15 protein-coding genes are annotated in these 16,179 nt (G+C 30.7%); 3 read left to right on the top strand and 12 right to left on the bottom strand.

Annotation, left to right across the window (positions count from 1 at the left end; all coding sequences use genetic code 11):
- Positions 1–89: 89 nt before the first annotated feature.
- The 11 genes from ATE84_RS12945 to ccsA form a co-directional block, all read right to left on the bottom strand.
- On the bottom strand, positions 90–1,277 hold the full coding sequence (locus tag ATE84_RS12945) for a PilN domain-containing protein (RefSeq protein ID WP_101448358.1): 1,188 nt from the start codon (positions 1,275–1,277) through the stop codon (positions 90–92).
- Positions 1,277–3,172 (bottom strand): type II secretion system protein GspD, encoded by a 1,896-nt coding sequence (locus tag ATE84_RS12940; protein WP_101448357.1) that lies wholly within the window; start codon positions 3,170–3,172, stop codon positions 1,277–1,279. Before ATE84_RS12940 ends, ATE84_RS12945 begins: the two co-directional genes overlap by 1 nt.
- A gap of 2 nt (positions 3,173–3,174) precedes the next feature.
- Complete coding sequence (locus ATE84_RS12935; protein WP_101448356.1) at positions 3,175–4,590, bottom strand: GspE/PulE family protein; 1,416 nt, start codon at positions 4,588–4,590, stop codon at positions 3,175–3,177.
- Positions 4,587–4,952 carry a hypothetical protein gene (locus ATE84_RS12930; RefSeq protein ID WP_143273623.1) on the bottom strand — a complete coding sequence of 122 codons (366 nt, stop codon included), beginning with the start codon at positions 4,950–4,952 and terminating at the stop codon, positions 4,587–4,589. The genes ATE84_RS12935 and ATE84_RS12930 overlap by 4 nt, the downstream gene beginning before the upstream one ends.
- Positions 4,953–5,071: 119 nt before the next feature.
- Positions 5,072–5,494, bottom strand: coding sequence for a prepilin-type cleavage/methylation domain-containing protein (locus tag ATE84_RS12925; RefSeq protein WP_101448354.1), 423 nt, complete (start codon positions 5,492–5,494; stop codon positions 5,072–5,074).
- A 9-nt stretch (positions 5,495–5,503) separates the two neighbouring features.
- Positions 5,504–6,637, bottom strand: coding sequence for a type II secretion system F family protein (locus tag ATE84_RS12920; protein ID WP_101448353.1), 1,134 nt, complete (start codon positions 6,635–6,637; stop codon positions 5,504–5,506).
- Positions 6,627–7,121, bottom strand: a complete 495-nt coding sequence (locus ATE84_RS12915; protein ID WP_101448352.1) for a type II secretion system protein J — start codon at positions 7,119–7,121, stop codon at positions 6,627–6,629. The genes ATE84_RS12920 and ATE84_RS12915 overlap by 11 nt, the downstream gene beginning before the upstream one ends.
- Entirely contained in the window at positions 7,108–7,449 is a 342-nt protein-coding gene (locus ATE84_RS12910) for a hypothetical protein (RefSeq protein ID WP_101448351.1), read from the bottom strand. The genes ATE84_RS12915 and ATE84_RS12910 overlap by 14 nt, the downstream gene beginning before the upstream one ends.
- Positions 7,427–8,650, bottom strand: a complete 1,224-nt coding sequence (locus ATE84_RS12905; protein ID WP_101448350.1) for a polymer-forming cytoskeletal protein — start codon at positions 8,648–8,650, stop codon at positions 7,427–7,429. Before ATE84_RS12905 ends, ATE84_RS12910 begins: the two co-directional genes overlap by 23 nt.
- Positions 8,647–9,468, bottom strand: coding sequence for a toxin-antitoxin system YwqK family antitoxin (locus ATE84_RS12900; RefSeq protein ID WP_143273622.1), 822 nt, complete (start codon positions 9,466–9,468; stop codon positions 8,647–8,649). Before ATE84_RS12900 ends, ATE84_RS12905 begins: the two co-directional genes overlap by 4 nt.
- A gap of 580 nt (positions 9,469–10,048) precedes the next feature.
- Positions 10,049–13,234: a cytochrome c biogenesis protein gene (gene ccsA / locus ATE84_RS12895; protein ID WP_101448348.1), complete on the bottom strand. Its 3,186-nt coding sequence runs from the start codon at positions 13,232–13,234 to the stop codon at positions 10,049–10,051.
- Between the two features lie 264 nt (positions 13,235–13,498).
- Here ccsA and ATE84_RS12890 point away from each other — a divergent pair, with 264 nt between their 5' ends.
- From ATE84_RS12890 to ATE84_RS12880, 3 genes are read left to right on the top strand one after another with little or no spacing between them, the layout of a single operon-like run.
- Entirely contained in the window at positions 13,499–14,263 is a 765-nt protein-coding gene (locus ATE84_RS12890) for a Rossmann-like and DUF2520 domain-containing protein (protein WP_101448347.1), read from the top strand.
- Positions 14,247–14,771 (top strand): HAD family hydrolase, encoded by a 525-nt coding sequence (locus ATE84_RS12885; RefSeq protein WP_101448346.1) that lies wholly within the window; start codon positions 14,247–14,249, stop codon positions 14,769–14,771. Before ATE84_RS12890 ends, ATE84_RS12885 begins: the two co-directional genes overlap by 17 nt.
- A gap of 57 nt (positions 14,772–14,828) precedes the next feature.
- Positions 14,829–15,398, top strand: a complete 570-nt coding sequence (locus ATE84_RS12880; protein ID WP_101448345.1) for a non-canonical purine NTP diphosphatase — start codon at positions 14,829–14,831, stop codon at positions 15,396–15,398.
- Position 15,399: 1 nt separating this feature from the next.
- Here ATE84_RS12880 and ATE84_RS12875 read toward each other — a convergent pair whose 3' ends face one another.
- Positions 15,400–15,879: a CPBP family intramembrane glutamic endopeptidase gene (locus ATE84_RS12875; RefSeq protein ID WP_233195799.1), complete on the bottom strand. Its 480-nt coding sequence runs from the start codon at positions 15,877–15,879 to the stop codon at positions 15,400–15,402.
- Between the last annotated feature and the right edge of the window lie 300 nt (positions 15,880–16,179).

The following is a 16,179-nucleotide window of genomic DNA, read 5'->3' as shown; positions in this document are numbered from 1 at the left end:
ATTTCATCTGTTTATTTTATTATTCTTTTACAGGTCAGATGGAATTCGCCAATAATCATTTAGGTAAATATTAACTAAGTTATTATGGCTCATTTCACAACGATTTTTAAAGTAAACTCACTTTTTTTATTTCTACTCTTACTAAAATCCAAAATTTCTATTTTGGAAATCCATTTTTCTTTTTTTAATTCTTTAACCCAAGAATTAATTGGCATACTCGAACTAGAATTGCCATCAATAATAATGGTATTAGTTTCAAATATTATTTTTTCAAAATTCTTGATCTTTTTCTGCGCAGGATTTACCTTAAGATTATTAAGTCCTACATTATTAGGAATAGAACTTACGATACGATACATATAAAAAGAAAGAAAACTCTGATTTAAGATACCTGATTCCTGAAGTATTTTTGTTTTGTTTTGCTTTTCGTTTTCTAGCTTTTTAACCTGATTATAAGTATCATTAAGGTTATATAACTGAGATTCATAACTTACATACTTATTATTATAGTAATTCAATAATAAATAACTAATCAATAATGCAGATAGAAAAAAGATTCCCAATACAGTTGCTACAGTATTAAATGTCTTTTTAAGTACATTTTCTTTCTTATTCTGTTTTAAAAACTCTGCATCATAGTTAACGTCATCTGAAGGGTATAAATAGTGAAGTAGAGTCGAAAACAAAGGAACCTCAGTATTATTAATCTTCTCTTCTCCCAGTACATATTCTTTGGCAATAGCATCCAGTTTTTGAGTTTCTGTCAAATAATCATCATGAAAACTCAATTCATAATCGGCAGAAATAATCGATGGCTCATTAGACAGTCCTTTAAATAGTATTCCTATAAAGGGACCAATACTATAATCTACAACCAAATATTTATTTTCTAAAAACTGTACGAAGAATTTCTCTAAAACGTCTTTCCTTACTATTGAAATAAAATTTTGTTGACTTTGATACAATTCATAAATGTAGAAATCATCGACAGAAGCATTAAACAATATCTCCTTTAAATAGTTTCCTTTTGCGGAAACTTGCTTATTTATAATACCTTTTCCATAAAAATTGAGAAGTAAAGGAACCGATGTATTCACTTTATCTTTAACAACATCAAAATCTTCTGTAGAAAATGAAGTCTCTATCGACAAAGCATCAGATTTCTTATCTACAATAAGCACATTATATACTGGGGTATCTCCCAATACTATACCTACAATAGCATATTGTTTTTCCTGAAAAGGCTTAAGAATAATATTTTTTATCTGTTCTAACATTAGTAAACAACAGTCGGTTTTATAAATACATGTAGTTTTGACTTCTTTTTTTTCTTGATTTTACTACTAAAAAACCACTTTATAATTGGTATTCTAGATAATAATGGTGTTCCTGTTCCAGAGTTTTCTTTTTCTAATTCATCCAATCCGCCAAGAAGTATCATTTCACCATTTCGTACTCGAACCAAGGACTCAAACTGCTGAGTTGATTTTCCTGGTGGAGCATTTTCTCCTGCTCTTCCTAAAAAGGCACTTTTTTCTACAACAATAGTTAGTGTTATTTGTTCATCTTTAGAGACAAAAGGTTTTATATTAACACTTAAATTAGCATCTGTAGCTTTCCATTGACCTGACTGCAAAATATCACTACCTACACCATTATTAATTAATCTATTATTTTGTTCGAAGTAATAATTGGTTTCTCCAATAGAAATTTTTGCTTCATGTCCACTTAAAGTAGAAATCTTAGGAGTCGATTGCAATCGGATTATAGAATTATTTTCGAGTGCTCTTAGATTGAGGTAAAAGTCTTTTGCAACCTTACCAAGATTAAAAATACCAAACCCGTTAAAGGCATCAATCAATTTATTTATAGAAGATGCATTTAAATTAACTTCTGCTTGTGGAAATAAAACCCCCGAGGTAACTTTTTCTTTTTTGTCTATCCCTGCTTTAATTCCGGTTTGAATATCATACCCTTTTTGATATTGTACTATGAGTACCTCTATAAGGATCATGGGTACCACTTTATCAATTTGTTTTATATACTCTTTTAACTCCAATATTCTTGGTCTCGAGCCAGAAACTACAAATCCATTAAGTTCTATAAACTCCTTAAGTTCTACATTTTCTATTAAATCTTGAGGTAATGTTTCTAAAACAGTTTCAATGGTTCTGTTCTCTAACTGTATAAGTTCTGTACTTCTAAGCCCTTCCCCATTTTGATCTCCTATAAGATAAAAATCATCTGTTTTTTTATACGTACTGTTTTTCCCCATAAAAACATGATCCAAAAGCTCATCAAAAGTAATTTCATTTACCACCAATGTTGTTTTAGCTCCTGCAGGTTTATCATTCATAAAATAGTTTACATTGAGTTTTTCTGCTGCTTCTAATATTAATGAAGTAACATCGGCATCAAATGCCTGAACACTCAAAAATCCGCTTGGGAGCACTGTTATTTCTGCAGATGACACCGGAGTTCTACTTTTTTTACCCTTTCGTGATGATCTTGTAGTAGTATCTGCTTGCAATTCTTCATCTTTTTCTATGTAATAAAAACCATTATCATCTTTGGTTATTATTAAGTTATTAGATTTAGCCATCATCTCTATTACCTGATCAAATGGTCTATTCAAAATATATGCAGAAATTTTTTCATTTTTTGCATTAGGCCCTAGGATTACATTTTTACCTGATACATCAGTAATCTTTTGAGCTACGCGAGGTAAGGAATCATTTTTAAGTTTTATAGCTAAAAAATCATTTTGGCTATTGTAAGTGACGTCAATTTCTTTAAGCACTTTTGGTTTAGGAAGTTCTTTCTGTTTTATGGTTTTCTTAAAAACAATGATTTTGTTTATAAACTCTATACTTAGGTTATATTTCTTGATCACAAAAAGAAACACATCCTTAACTGGAACATCAAAAAAGCTACTAGCCACAATCTGATTAAGATCTGGATCTACACTTATATTTAACTTATGCTCTATAGCTACAGATGTTAGAAAATCATATAGTGTAAGCCCCGAAACATCAATCTGTATAGTTTCATTAAGTTCGGGAGTTTCTTCTGCATATGCATTAATTTGTTCTTCAATTTTTTGTATGTTCTGTTGTCCATACGAAAGAGGGATTATACAAATTAATACTATATAATATAAAAGTTTCTTCATAATTAAGCTTTGATTAGCAGCGAATAAATTTCTTCGAGAGAAGTTTCCCCTTCTTCTAATAAATTAAAAGCTTTATCCGCGAGGCTTTGGTATTTATAACTTATATTCTGTTCTAGATTGTGACTATTATTTTTAATGGCATTAACGACATCATCTGTGATCGATACAATTTCATATATTGCTCTTCTGCCTTTATATCCCGTATAATAACATTCTGTACATCCTACTGGCATATGATATGTTGATATCTCCCTAGGAAGTTTGTAATTTCTAGGTAGTTCTTCTTTATTAAAAGAGGTTTCTTTTTTACAATGCGGACAGAGTTTTCTAACTAATCGCTGGGCAACAGATAGGTTTAAGGTCTCTGCGATATAAAATGCAGGAACTCCCATATCAACTAGTCTGGATATTGTTCCTAATGCAGAATTAGTATGTATTGTCGACAACACCAAATGCCCTGTTAACGAAGCCCTTATAGCCATTTTAGCTGTCTCGGCATCCCTGATTTCTCCAAGCATAATTATATCTGGATCTTGTCGTAAAAATGATCGTAATGCCGAAGAAAAAGTAAGTCCGATGTCTTCTTTTAATTGTACCTGATTAATTCCTTGTAAAGTATACTCTATTGGATCTTCTACGGTTACAATATTTCTTTTTACATCATTAAGAAGTTTTAGCGTAGCATATAGTGTTGTTGTTTTACCTGACCCGGTAGGCCCACTAATCAATACGATACCGTTATTCTTTTTTACAGCTTCAAGATATTTGTCTTTTTCATCTGACTCCAATCCTAGATCTTCTAATCTAATATTAGAAGCATCTTTCCCTAAAAGACGCATCACCACTTTTTCACCATGTAATGTGGGTAATATAGAAACTCTAATATCAAAATCTTTATAATCTATCCTTCCGTCTTGCGGTAATCTCTTTTCTGTAATATCAAGATTAGATTCTATTTTGATCTTATTTACTAATTCTAAATAGCTCTCTTTAGGAATTTTATACTTTTCAACTAAAACACCATCGATACGTAATCTTGCCCTTGCTTCTTCTTCGTATACTTCAAAATGAATATCACTACTACCAATAGATTTGGCTTCAAAAATCAAATTGTCTAAAAAACTACTTTCTACAGTAGAGATACTTTGTGTTACTTCCTGATCTCTGTTATTCTTCCTATAATAAACAAACAGTGCTTTATTTAATCGCTCTGATGAAATCTCATCAAACTTCAATGGTTTTCCCAAATACAATTCTAACTCTTCCTTAATCTGAGAATTCACTTTTTCTTCATCAATATAAAGCTCCATCACATCCTCGGTATTGTGCTTAGGAATGATACTATAATGATGTGCTAAATCAGCATTAATAAGCTGTTTTAGTTCTACAGATATTTGTATGTTGGTATCAGCGCTCAAATGATAAAATCGTAAAAAACATTAGTTGAAAAAAATAGATTAGGAATCATCACTATAATGATATAAAGTGACAAGTATCCCGCTAGTGGTATTGTTTTTTGTTTGCTTTTATTCTGAAATATCATATATAATACTAAAGACAATATCATCCCTGAAATAAAGAACAACATGTAATTTCTAAATGAAAAAAGAGGGATTACAGCAATTAAAAACACCAAGTCGCCTATACCCACATGTTGTTTAAATGGGTTTTGAAATTTTGATTTTTTAATAGAAAAATATGCTACAATAGAAATAAAATTGATTCCAATAAATAGTAATGATTTCAGGCTATCAAAAAGAACTATTATATCTTTATTCATATATATACTCACAACTAGCACCAAAATAGGCAACCCAATGTGTATATGTCTATATTTGACATCCTGATATAACATTATCCCAAAAGAGATGAATAAAATAGATATTAATACGTATATCATTAGTCCTTTACCGTTTCTTTTAATAACTTATTGTGATCAATCTCCCAGGTATTAAAACTTCCATCACCGTCAAAATCAGATAGAGAAACTGCTCTGGCTCTAAAAGAATTAGTAGATGCCTCTGTTATTTCTATTCTATACACAGCCTGTCCTCCTTCATTAATAGATAATGCTGGTTCAAAACCTAAAGCTTCAAAATCGGCTGTATATTTAGAATTTCTATAAAAATAGCTTTTCTCTAATCCATACAAATGGTTTAGCATACTTTGGGCTTCAATAGCTTTTGCTTGTGATACTACAGAAGTTTGGTTTGGCAATACCAATAGTATTAAAATCCCAATAATACACAATACAATTACTAATTCTGACATCGAATATGCCTTTACATACGCCTTTTTACCGGTGTTCTTTTTTATTTTCATTTTCCTTTTTTAAGAAGGTTGAATAATTTTACTTAGATCAAACATAGGTGAATACATTGCAATTAAAACTGTACCCACAACCAAACCAATGATTACAATTATTAATGGTTCCATAATAACACCGATCATCTTGGTCTGATGTTGTACTTCTTCATCATATTGCTTAGCCAATCGTTCAAACATATCATCTAATTTATTTACTTGTTCGGCTACACTAACAAGTGAAACCAATTTAAAATCATATATAGAATGGTTGGCTAATGCTTTTGAAAAAAGAGTTCCTTTTGTCACCTCTTTTTTGATCACATCTAAACTTGATTCTAATGGATAAAAAGATATCATACGCTGCACTAAATCCAAAGAAGTTACCAATGGGGTTTTTGCAGATAATAATAAGCTTAGAGATTGACAAAAACGAGTGATGTATATTTTTCTTACCAGTTTACCAAAAAACGGAATTCGTATAATTACATTAGATATTGCTTTTCTGTAAAAAGTATGGTTTTTAAAGTAAAAATGAAAAGCAATTATCGAGACTAATACAATACCAAAAACTATACTTATGGCCGAAAAATGCTCTGAAACGTAAATAATCTTTTTAGTTAAATCTGGTAAATCTTTTCCAAACTGTTTAAATACAGTAGCGAACATAGGCACGACATACTTCATCATAAAATAAAGTACCCCAAAAGTTAACAGCAATACAAACGAAGGATATGTAAAAACAGATAACAGTTGTCTTTTCATTTTTACTTTTCTATCAAAGTATTGATATAACTCTAATAATACTTCGTCTAATTTTCTGGTTTCTTCTCCAATTTTAACACTGAAGTATTCATACGGAGAGAATTTCCCAGAATCTCGTAACGCCTCAAATAAAGCTTTACCTTGTACTACTTCTTTTGTTATCGCTTGTATCAGATCTTTATGTTTCTCTTTTTTTTGCTGATCTTTTAATATTTCTAGTGCCTTTCTAAAATCTACTCCAGAGTTTAACAAAACAGAAAGTTCTTTATAGAAATCCATTTTATCTTTATCAGAAAAACGATTACCAAAACTCACTTCTTTAGAGAAAAAACTATCGTTTTTCTTCTTTGTCTTAGTGACATTTTTTGTTTTATATGTTGAAATATTAATACTCATCCAGCAAATAATTATTCATTCTCGATGCAAGAGAAATTTCTTTTGATTCAAAAAAATCAAAACTTGCTCCTAGTATCTCAATCTTAAGTTTTATGAGTTGATATTTTTCCTCAATTTTTTCGTTTTGGTTAAGTTTAACTTCCAGAATTTTTATATTAAAAGTATCTACAGCTTCTGCTTTTCTGATTATTCTTTCTGTTTTGAAAAAATAGTGAACCTCTTTATTAGATACCTCTAATACAATATGTTTATCATCATCTATATTTATAGACTTACTAAGTTGAACATCTTTTGAGAAAAGGTTTTGAAAATGGTTATATGCCATCAAATCATCTTGCTGATCTGCATATACTACTACTTGTCTTGATAAATTATCATAAATAACATACACCATTGTAATTACCAATGATGATATTACCATGCCAATAACAAGTTCTAGCATCGTAAATGCTTGTAATCGTATATATTTTTTAGTTTCTAACAATGTATTGATATGTTTCCTTTTTTGACTGTACTTTTATAATAAATACAACTTTATATCCTGTGTTATTTTCTAATTCTTCAACTTTCTTTATTACGGTAAAAGATTCGAAATTATAATTTTCATCTATAAATTCCTTTTCGGTTTTCGTTTCCCAAAACAATTCTTTTACTTTTTGTCGAGCTTGGTAATGAGCAATACTTTGATCAGAACCTAATACTCTACTATAAATTATAAGTGCCATAGACAAACAAATCGCAATAATGGTCATGGCAATTACCGATTCGATAACAGACCCTGCTTTAACATTATAATTGTTTAATAATTGCATAGGGTTTATAGTATTCACTTTTATTTTTAAAGAGCGGTATCCTTACAAACTCATCAGGAAGACTTTTCCTATCAATTGTTCCGTTTAAAATATAATTATCATAAGCAGAGGCTTCTGTTTTTAGGTAAAAATTATTTGTATATACGGTACCTATTACATTTCCTTTAAGCTGTAATTTACCACTACAGTAGATATCACCAATTACTTCGGCATCTTCTTCTACAGTAATTATTTTATCTAATCCTCTGTTTATATCATTTATCACCACTCCTCCTAGTATCTTACTTTTTTCTCCAATAATAACCTCTCTTTTATCTACATTCCCCGTATTCATCAAAATACCAGATGGATATTTTAAAACTACATTTTCTTCAAGTCCAACTACTTTTTCTGCTAATACCTGAACATTACCAATAAAACCAGATTCAAAAGCTACCTTTGGAGCATCAATGATAATATCTTCTAATACATTATTCTTCTTGATATAGATTGAATCTTTGGATTTTATAACAATATTTCCTGAAAGCCTTTTATTATTCAAGATTATCTTATCACTTTCTATAATCAGTGTCTGCTTACTAAAACTATTATATAAGAGAACATCATCTTCTATTTCATTTAACTCAATCTGGCGTATCGTATTAACATCATATGCAAAATCAATATGATCAATCTTTGGTAAATTTGTTTTTGAGTTACGCTTTGTGCCTAACAAAAATTTTGTGTCTCGATATGCATTAGAAGTTATATATCCTGATTTTATACCTGATTTTGGCAAAAACACATTACCCGTTATTTTAGCTTTCTCTACCATAAACAAAGGTTTTGAAGCATCCGAAAGATATAGTGCCAACGCATCTTCTTTTTGCCATTGCCCTATCAATGCAGCTCTTTTTATAGTATCTTTCTTAAAAACAGAAGTAGTCAATAATACTTTATAAAAACCCCATGGTTTTATACTACCAGATGAAACCATGCCATTATCAAAAACATCTAGAGTAATCATCTTCTCCTCGATATCCTCTATTTTTGCAAGAAAATATTCTTGTGCTGATTCATTGTTAGACAATAGTTCAGCATGGGCATCAAGCATTCCCTGATGTATTTTCGAATACCCACTCATCAATAACAGCGAATAACAAAATATCCCTACTACAATACAAATTAGTATCGCATATGCTATAGAACCGGCTTTTATCACGTATTATCCTTTTCTTTTTTACCAAATAATCGTTGAAAGAAATTTGGTTTATCGTTAGGTGTCTTGTTTTGTTTTGCTTTTTTAACTCCCTTTTTAGTATTCCTTTTTACCTTTGTTTTATTATTTTTCGTCTTTTTGGAAGTTGCTTTATTTTTATCTTTTTTAGAAAAAAGCTTTTTAAAGAAACTTGGTTTTTTCTGCTGTGGAGCTAATGAATCTTTAGCTTTCTTTTTAAATAGTCTACCAAAGAAACCAGGACGCAGCGTATCTTTTTCTTTACGTATTTTTTTACTATAGTTTATAGTATCTCCTTTTTGCACAAAAATCCATTTCCCTGATCGTTTACCACTAGTATATCTACCCTTTGATATAACATTACCAATACTATCATAGAATACACATTTGCCATTTAGTACTCCACTGCTCCAATTTTCTGTCGTTGCTAATTGACCATTTTTATACCACGATTTCCAGATACCAATCTTTTTTCCTTTATTAAAAATGCCTTTCTCTGCTAATTCATTAGAGTAATAATACTTGGTATATATACCATCCAATAATTCTCCTGCATAATCACTTTGTGTTGCCTGTATTTTCTTAGATTTAAACCAATAATACTTCACTCCTAATTTTGGCTTTGGTTCATTATCTGTAATATGAAAACTTTCTTTATACTCTGTAGTGCTAATATTTTTCTTATTAAACAGTTCCTGTGAAGTTTTACAACTCATTAGGCAAATGAATACGATACTTATATATATAATTTTTTGCATTCCTTTAAAATACTTTCCAACCACTATGGCTATTAAAATTTTCACACTGTACAGTTATCATATTTAGTTCTTAAATCGTTATTTATTGTGTACCACTCCAAACTTAAAAAGTCTATAAACAACTACTAGAAAAGCTAAAAAATTAAATCAAAATCGAGCATAAAAACCTCATTAATAATCACTTAAAATTAAATCAATAGAGTAAACATATAGATATAACATTCAATACATTTATAAAAAATGAAGTGGCAAATATATTCATTTTTATATTGTTAAAAAGTTAACTCTCTATACATTTCCTATACCTTGTAGAGCACCTCACCAAACCACTCAAATTACTATTTTATCAATATTTTATATTAATTAAAAATCTAATTTAAATATGTTTACTCTCTCTCTACATTATTTTTCACAGTACAAGAATACGAGTCCTTAGTTTCATTTTTCGGGACTGAGGATTTTTTTTTTACTTTTTTTTATTATTGCCTTAAATAAAATATAAAAACTATGCTGTACGGTAATCTTACCCAGCAATTCTTCTTAGGAGTTATTATTGATAATCACAAGAAGATTATCTAAATATCGTAGTTATGAATTTTGGAAACCTTACTAACAAAAGGTATAATTATTTTTCTGTAGAAATTACTTTTTTAGTTTTACTATAATGCACCTTATTTCTCCAGTAAGAAACAGCTCCAAAAACCGCAAGAAAAGCAATAGAATAATAGACTGCATTGGGAGTAATTACTTTATCGCCACTAGCATATGAATGTAGTCCTTTAAGGTAAAAATTAACTCCAAAATATGTCATTAGAATACTATATACAGCAATAACAGAAGCCAGGTTAAACCACCATCTTCCTCGTAAACCAGGAATTAATCGCATATGTATCACAAAGGCATATAGCATAATACTTATTAAAGCCCATGTTTCTTTTGGATCCCAACCCCAGTAACGCCCCCAACTCTCATTGGCCCACATTCCGCCCAGGAAATTACCTATAGTAAGCATCACCAACCCAATAGTAAGAGCCATCTCATTAATAATAGTTATCTCTTTAATATTAAGATCCATTCGTTTCTTATTAGACTCTGTTGTCAATATCATTAATAACAGTGACAGGATTCCTAAGATTGCCCCTACAAAGAATGGCCCATAACTTCCTACAATAATAGATACATGAATCAATACCCAATATGAATCTAATACAGGTTGCAGATTAGCAATTGCAGGATCTGTCCAGTTTTCATGTGCAAAAAACAAGATGATCGCAGCAACAAATGTTGTAGCTGCAATAGTTAGATTACTTCTTTTACCAAAAGCAAGTCCTATTGCCAGGGTTGTCCATCCCACATAAATCATAGATTCGTATGCATCACTCCATGGCGCATGCCCAGAAACATACCAACGTATAATCAATCCTGCAGTATGTAGAATAAAAAGAAATATAACTATACCAATAGCACTATTGATTAATGCCTTAACAATTTTAGAATCTTTAAATATTCTAACAACCACAAAGATCATCAACAGTAAACCTATTAGTCCATAGTATCGATATAATGTTCTAAAAATATCATACTTATTCAATACAATTTCTGCTTTGATTTTTTTATCTGTTGGTAATACTTCGCTTCCAAATTTTTTCTGAAAACTTTTAATACTCTCTATGTACTGATCTGGTTTACTATAATCCCCTGTTTTTCTTGCTTCTCGTAATGATTGACGATAAATCGGAATAATCTGTCGGGTATATACAGAATCCATCCCACTAAATTTAAATTCATTTAATTCGGGAACAGAAACCCATTTGTTACCTTCATCTCCCGGAACCGGAAAAACTCTTAATATCCCACCTCCTAAAGCTTGATTTAACAGATAAAATTTTTCATGAGTTTTCAGAAAGTCTTTCTCAAAACTACTAGGCGTATTTGTGCTACTTGCTTTTTCTAAATAAGGAGTTAATTTATAAGATCCGTCTGGTTCTACAAGATCTATTAGAGATACTCTTCTTTCGGTTTTTGGAACTCCTAATATTTTACGTATGCTATCATTTCCTCTTTGAATTTCTATAATTGGCATACTGTACCAGATAAATGGGTTTTCTACCATCGATACAAATACCTGATCTGCATTCAAACCTTTATAGGTATCTTTTTTACTAAGCTTACGAAGTAATTCTGAAGAAAAAGTATTTACAGGTTTCATTCTTCCTCTTTCATCCTGAATCACAATACTACCAAATTTAGCCGCATGAACTGCTGGAACAACATTAGCCAAAACAACAGAATCTAATTGTGCTTTGCTAGGCAACGATGGTAAATGATTTGCATGATCTGATTGAGACTGGTCCTGTGCAAAGGAAAAAGTAGATATAATTAATGCTAAAAATACAGTAAGTGTTTTCTTTTTTTTCTTCAACTTACTCAGCATGTGTTCCAAATCTTTAAATCGTGATCCTTTGATAAACAGAATCAACATTAAACCTAAATATAACAGCATATACCCTATATAGGTTATCCATGTACCCAAACGATCATGATTTACAGATAACACTGTTCCTTTTTCATCCTGATCAAAAGAAGCTTGAAAAAACCGGTACCCTTTATGATCTAGTACATGATTCATATAAATATCATATGGGCGGGAAGAATTATCCTCAACAATATCAACTTTACTTTTAAAAGATTTATAAACATTCTCTGTACCAGGGAATTTTTCGGCTATAAAATCATTCAATTTTAATGCAAAAGGCAGTTCCATTTGTTTAGAACCATAACTAAAATACATGTCCAAACCTCCTAATGAGATTTTGCTCATGTCATTATTATATCCTTTCCCCCCAAGTAGTTTAACTTCTTTAGTTTCTCCATTGGTGGAAACATTTAAAACCAACGCATCTTCTTGCCCTTTACCTTTAACTTCTATAGGAACTACTCCATATTCACCTGTAATTACCGGATCCGGTATCACGAATTGCATACCTGCAGTTTGATATAGAGATCTAAGCATTAATGGCTGAAGGCTATCTTTAAAAACAAGCCCTTGCATCTGATCTGCCATTCTTAAAAAGGAACCATCAAAGGGGGACTCTATAAAATAATCATCGTTTTCATATGTAATGTTTATCGCTCCTTTGGTAGGTTTATTAAAACTAACTAATATATTATGGATATTCGTAACTTCTCCTTCTTTAAGAAAATGGTCATGACGACCTCCGTCTCCTGCTTCTACTATTTTAAGATAATTCTCACCATCTTTTGTTTCAACTAACCCCATTTCTGCTCCCTGAATATAATCTTGATATGTTATAGTAACAGGTTGCTTATTATAATCAGTGTTAATTGTGAAGTCATTATTAGTCGCTTCTGCTAACTCTAAAGCTTCAGAAATTATACGTCGACGAGGTTCTCCTTCAATTTCACCATCTAAAAAAATGGATAAATATGTTTTTTCTGAAAGAAAAGTAGAAGTAGTCTCACCTTCTCGAATTGGCATAACTCCTTCATAACTTATATAACGGGTAACAAAAGCTCCTATAATAATTAAAATAAAAGACAAATGGAGTAATAATGTTGGCCACTTCTCTTTCTTATACAATCTATAGCGCATGATATTTCCACAAAAATTAATAACAAAAAATACCATTATGGCTTCAAACCACCATGTATTATATATCCAAATTCTTGCTGCAGTAGTGCCATAGGCATCTTCCAAAAACGTTCCTAATCCCATAGAAAACGCAAAGACAATAAATAAAACCGCCATTAATCGTGTAGAGAACAAAATACTCGCTAACTTATCTTGCATAGTAACCTTTCTTTTTTTGCTGGGCAAATTTACTATTTTTAGCAAGATAATGTAGCATGATGACCTTTTGATTTCAAGGTTTTAACAGAAGTATAAGTATTATTAAAATTACTTTTTAAATTTTCGTGAAATTGTATCTACACTAAAGCACTATAAATCCTACTACAACTCAAAAATAATGTTCTAGTATATAACCTAAATGAAAATGAAAATGAAAAAAGTAGATTGTTCTAGTTTTTAAGGGAACTTCCTTATTTTTGCCAAATGATTAGAGTTATAATTCTTGGTGCCGGAAATGTAGCCAAACATTTGTATACTGCATTTTATGATCACAAATCAGTTGAAGTTGTACAATGCTATAATCGCAAAGGACTACGATTACATCCTAATCAAAAAGAAATCACTATTACCCAAAACATTAACTCATTAAAAGAAGCAGATGTGTATATTTTGGCAGTAAGCGACGATGCCATTGAAGAAGTTTCTAACCTACTACCCTTTAAGAATAAATTCATCGTTCATACCTCTGGGAGTGTTCCTATGCATATTTTAAATAGTGATAATCAAAGAGGAGTTTTTTACCCGTTGCAGACTTTCAGCGAAGATAAGGCTGTAGATTTTACATCTGTCCCTTTTTGCTTAGAAGCTGAAAATGCGGTAAGTATGAATACACTACAAAAGCTCTCCTCTATGCTTTCAGAAAAAGTATATCATATTTCTTCAGAGCAACGTAACGTACTTCATGTTTCTGCTGTATTTGTAAATAATTTCGCCAATTATTTATTTTCAACCGGAAATGATATTTGTAATGAGTATGATGTTCCTTTTGAAATATTACACCCTTTGATTCAAGAAACTGCTCAAAAAATCACTGAAATGAATCCCGATCTGGCACAAACCGGACCAGCGATACGTAACGATATCAAAACCATAAAAAGGCATTTAAAAATTTTAACAAATAATACACAAAAAGAAATATATAAAACCCTTACCCGAGGAATACAATCTAAATATGGAAAAAAGTTATAAAGAATACCTGCAACACATTACCACCTTTATTTTTGATGTAGATGGAGTACTTACTGATGGAACAGTAATTATAAACACAGATGGTCAATTGCTAAGAACAATGAACATTAAGGACGGATACGCTTTAAAAACTGCTGTACAACAAGGTTTTAACGTCTGCATTATTTCTGGCGGAACAAATGAAGGTGTTCGCCAACGATTAAAAGGATTAGGTATCACTGATATATATCTTGGGGCACATCAAAAAGTAGAACAATTAAATGAATACTTAGGTAATAAAAATATCAATATAAAGAATGTATTATATATGGGGGACGATATTCCAGACCTACCAGTTATGAAAATGGTAGGATTACCTACATGTCCTCAAGATGCGGTTGCAGAAGTAAAAGAAATCTCTAAATACGTATCTTATAAAAAAGGAGGAAAAGGATCTGTGAGAGATGTTATTGAACAAGTACTCAAAGTTCAAGGAAAATGGATATTAGATTTTGATGCAAAAGCATAATAGCTACACTCAATTCTCTAATAAATAGAAACAACAAATCATACACTATTCGCACAAATGAAGATTGTATTTGCCACCAATAATCGTAATAAGGTAAAAGAAGTTCAGGCTTTAATGCCATCAAATATCCAAATAGTAAGCCTCGCGGATATAGGATGTACCGAAGATATTCCTGAGACTTCTGCTACTATAGAAGGAAATGCGAAACAAAAAGCAAACTATATTAAAGAACACTATGGATTTGATTGTTTTGCAGATGATACAGGGCTTGAAATTGACGAGTTAAATGGAGCTCCCGGAGTATACTCCGCAAGATATGCAGGTGAAATGAAAGATGCGAATGCCAATATGGATAAGGTATTAAAAGAATTAGATGGTACAGAAAATCGTAAAGCACAGTTTAAAACTGTAATCGCTCTAACGTTAAACGAAAAATTAGAGACATTTACAGGGATTTGCTCTGGTCATATTACTCAAGAAAAAAAAGGGGAAGGAGGTTTTGGATATGATCCTATTTTTTTACCTGATGGATATACCCAAACATTTGCTGAACTTCCTTTATCAGAAAAAAACAAGATCGGTCATCGAGGAAAAGCAGTACGTAAATTGATTGGATATTTTTCATAATTTACCCAGGACCAGGAAAAGCCAGCATCTCTCCCATACCAACAGTAAATAACCAATTACCATAAATAGCATGTTCTATTGAAACCAAGGTAGTTGATTTTGTTTTTTGATATGTATACGCAAATAATAAACCTCCAACAAAAGTTAGTACTTGTACTAAAAAACTGCCTAAAAAAAGATGAGCCAGAGAAAAGAGAATTGCATTTATAAAAATAAACAACCACTTATTCCCTATCAACCCTTCATAACGTTCATAAAAAAAGGTTCTGTATATAATTTCTTGAGGCCATACAGATAAAAATGTATATACAAAAAGAATAATAATCCACAGTCCAGGTCTCTTTATAAGCACAGAAAATAATTTATCTGGAGCCATTAAAAAAACATATACTCCAGTCACTACCATAATAACACCTAATTTTATAATGGTTTTTTTCCAAAAAGGTTTCCAATATTCTTTGATAGGAAACTTAAGCTTCAAAAGGCTTTTTCTTTTTAGAAGAATCAAAATATAGACAAACCCAAAGACTGTTGGTATAACTTTAAAAAGAAAATGTGAATCTAACAAAAAACTTATGGGAAGTATGATAAAAAAAATAAATAACTCTAGACCTTTATATATATTAGTTTCCATCGTATAAGTTTTAGACTAATTTCAGTATAAAAAATGAAACTTACACCATTAAAATTCTATAGTAAAGAAAACGATTAATATTTGATGGCCAAATACTCTATATGCAAACATAACTATAAAACTTACGAACAAAAATAATTTTGGAAA

This window comes from Aquimarina sp. MAR_2010_214, assembly GCF_002846555.1.
Taxonomy (GTDB): domain Bacteria; phylum Bacteroidota; class Bacteroidia; order Flavobacteriales; family Flavobacteriaceae; genus Aquimarina.
The sequence above is the reverse complement of the archived record's forward strand: the minus strand, read 5'-3'. Positions and strand labels throughout refer to the sequence as shown.

Coding starts and splice junctions, on each gene's coding strand:
- ATE84_RS12945 (WP_101448358.1), bottom strand. CDS start 1,277: ATGTTAGAACAGATAAAAAATATTATTCTTAAGCCTTTTCAGGAAAAA.
- ATE84_RS12940 (WP_101448357.1), bottom strand. CDS start 3,172: ATGAAGAAACTTTTATATTATATAGTATTAATTTGTATAATCCCTCTT.
- ATE84_RS12930 (WP_143273623.1), bottom strand. CDS start 4,952: ATGAATAAAGATATAATAGTTCTTTTTGATAGCCTGAAATCATTACTA.
- ATE84_RS12925 (WP_101448354.1), bottom strand. CDS start 5,494: ATGAAAATAAAAAAGAACACCGGTAAAAAGGCGTATGTAAAGGCATAT.
- ATE84_RS12920 (WP_101448353.1), bottom strand. CDS start 6,637: ATGAGTATTAATATTTCAACATATAAAACAAAAAATGTCACTAAGACA.
- ATE84_RS12910 (WP_101448351.1), bottom strand. CDS start 7,449: ATGCAATTATTAAACAATTATAATGTTAAAGCAGGGTCTGTTATCGAA.
- ccsA (WP_101448348.1), bottom strand. CDS start 13,234: ATGCAAGATAAGTTAGCGAGTATTTTGTTCTCTACACGATTAATGGCG.
- ATE84_RS12890 (WP_101448347.1), top strand. CDS start 13,499: ATGATTAGAGTTATAATTCTTGGTGCCGGAAATGTAGCCAAACATTTG.
- ATE84_RS12885 (WP_101448346.1), top strand. CDS start 14,247: ATGGAAAAAAGTTATAAAGAATACCTGCAACACATTACCACCTTTATT.
- ATE84_RS12880 (WP_101448345.1), top strand. CDS start 14,829: ATGAAGATTGTATTTGCCACCAATAATCGTAATAAGGTAAAAGAAGTT.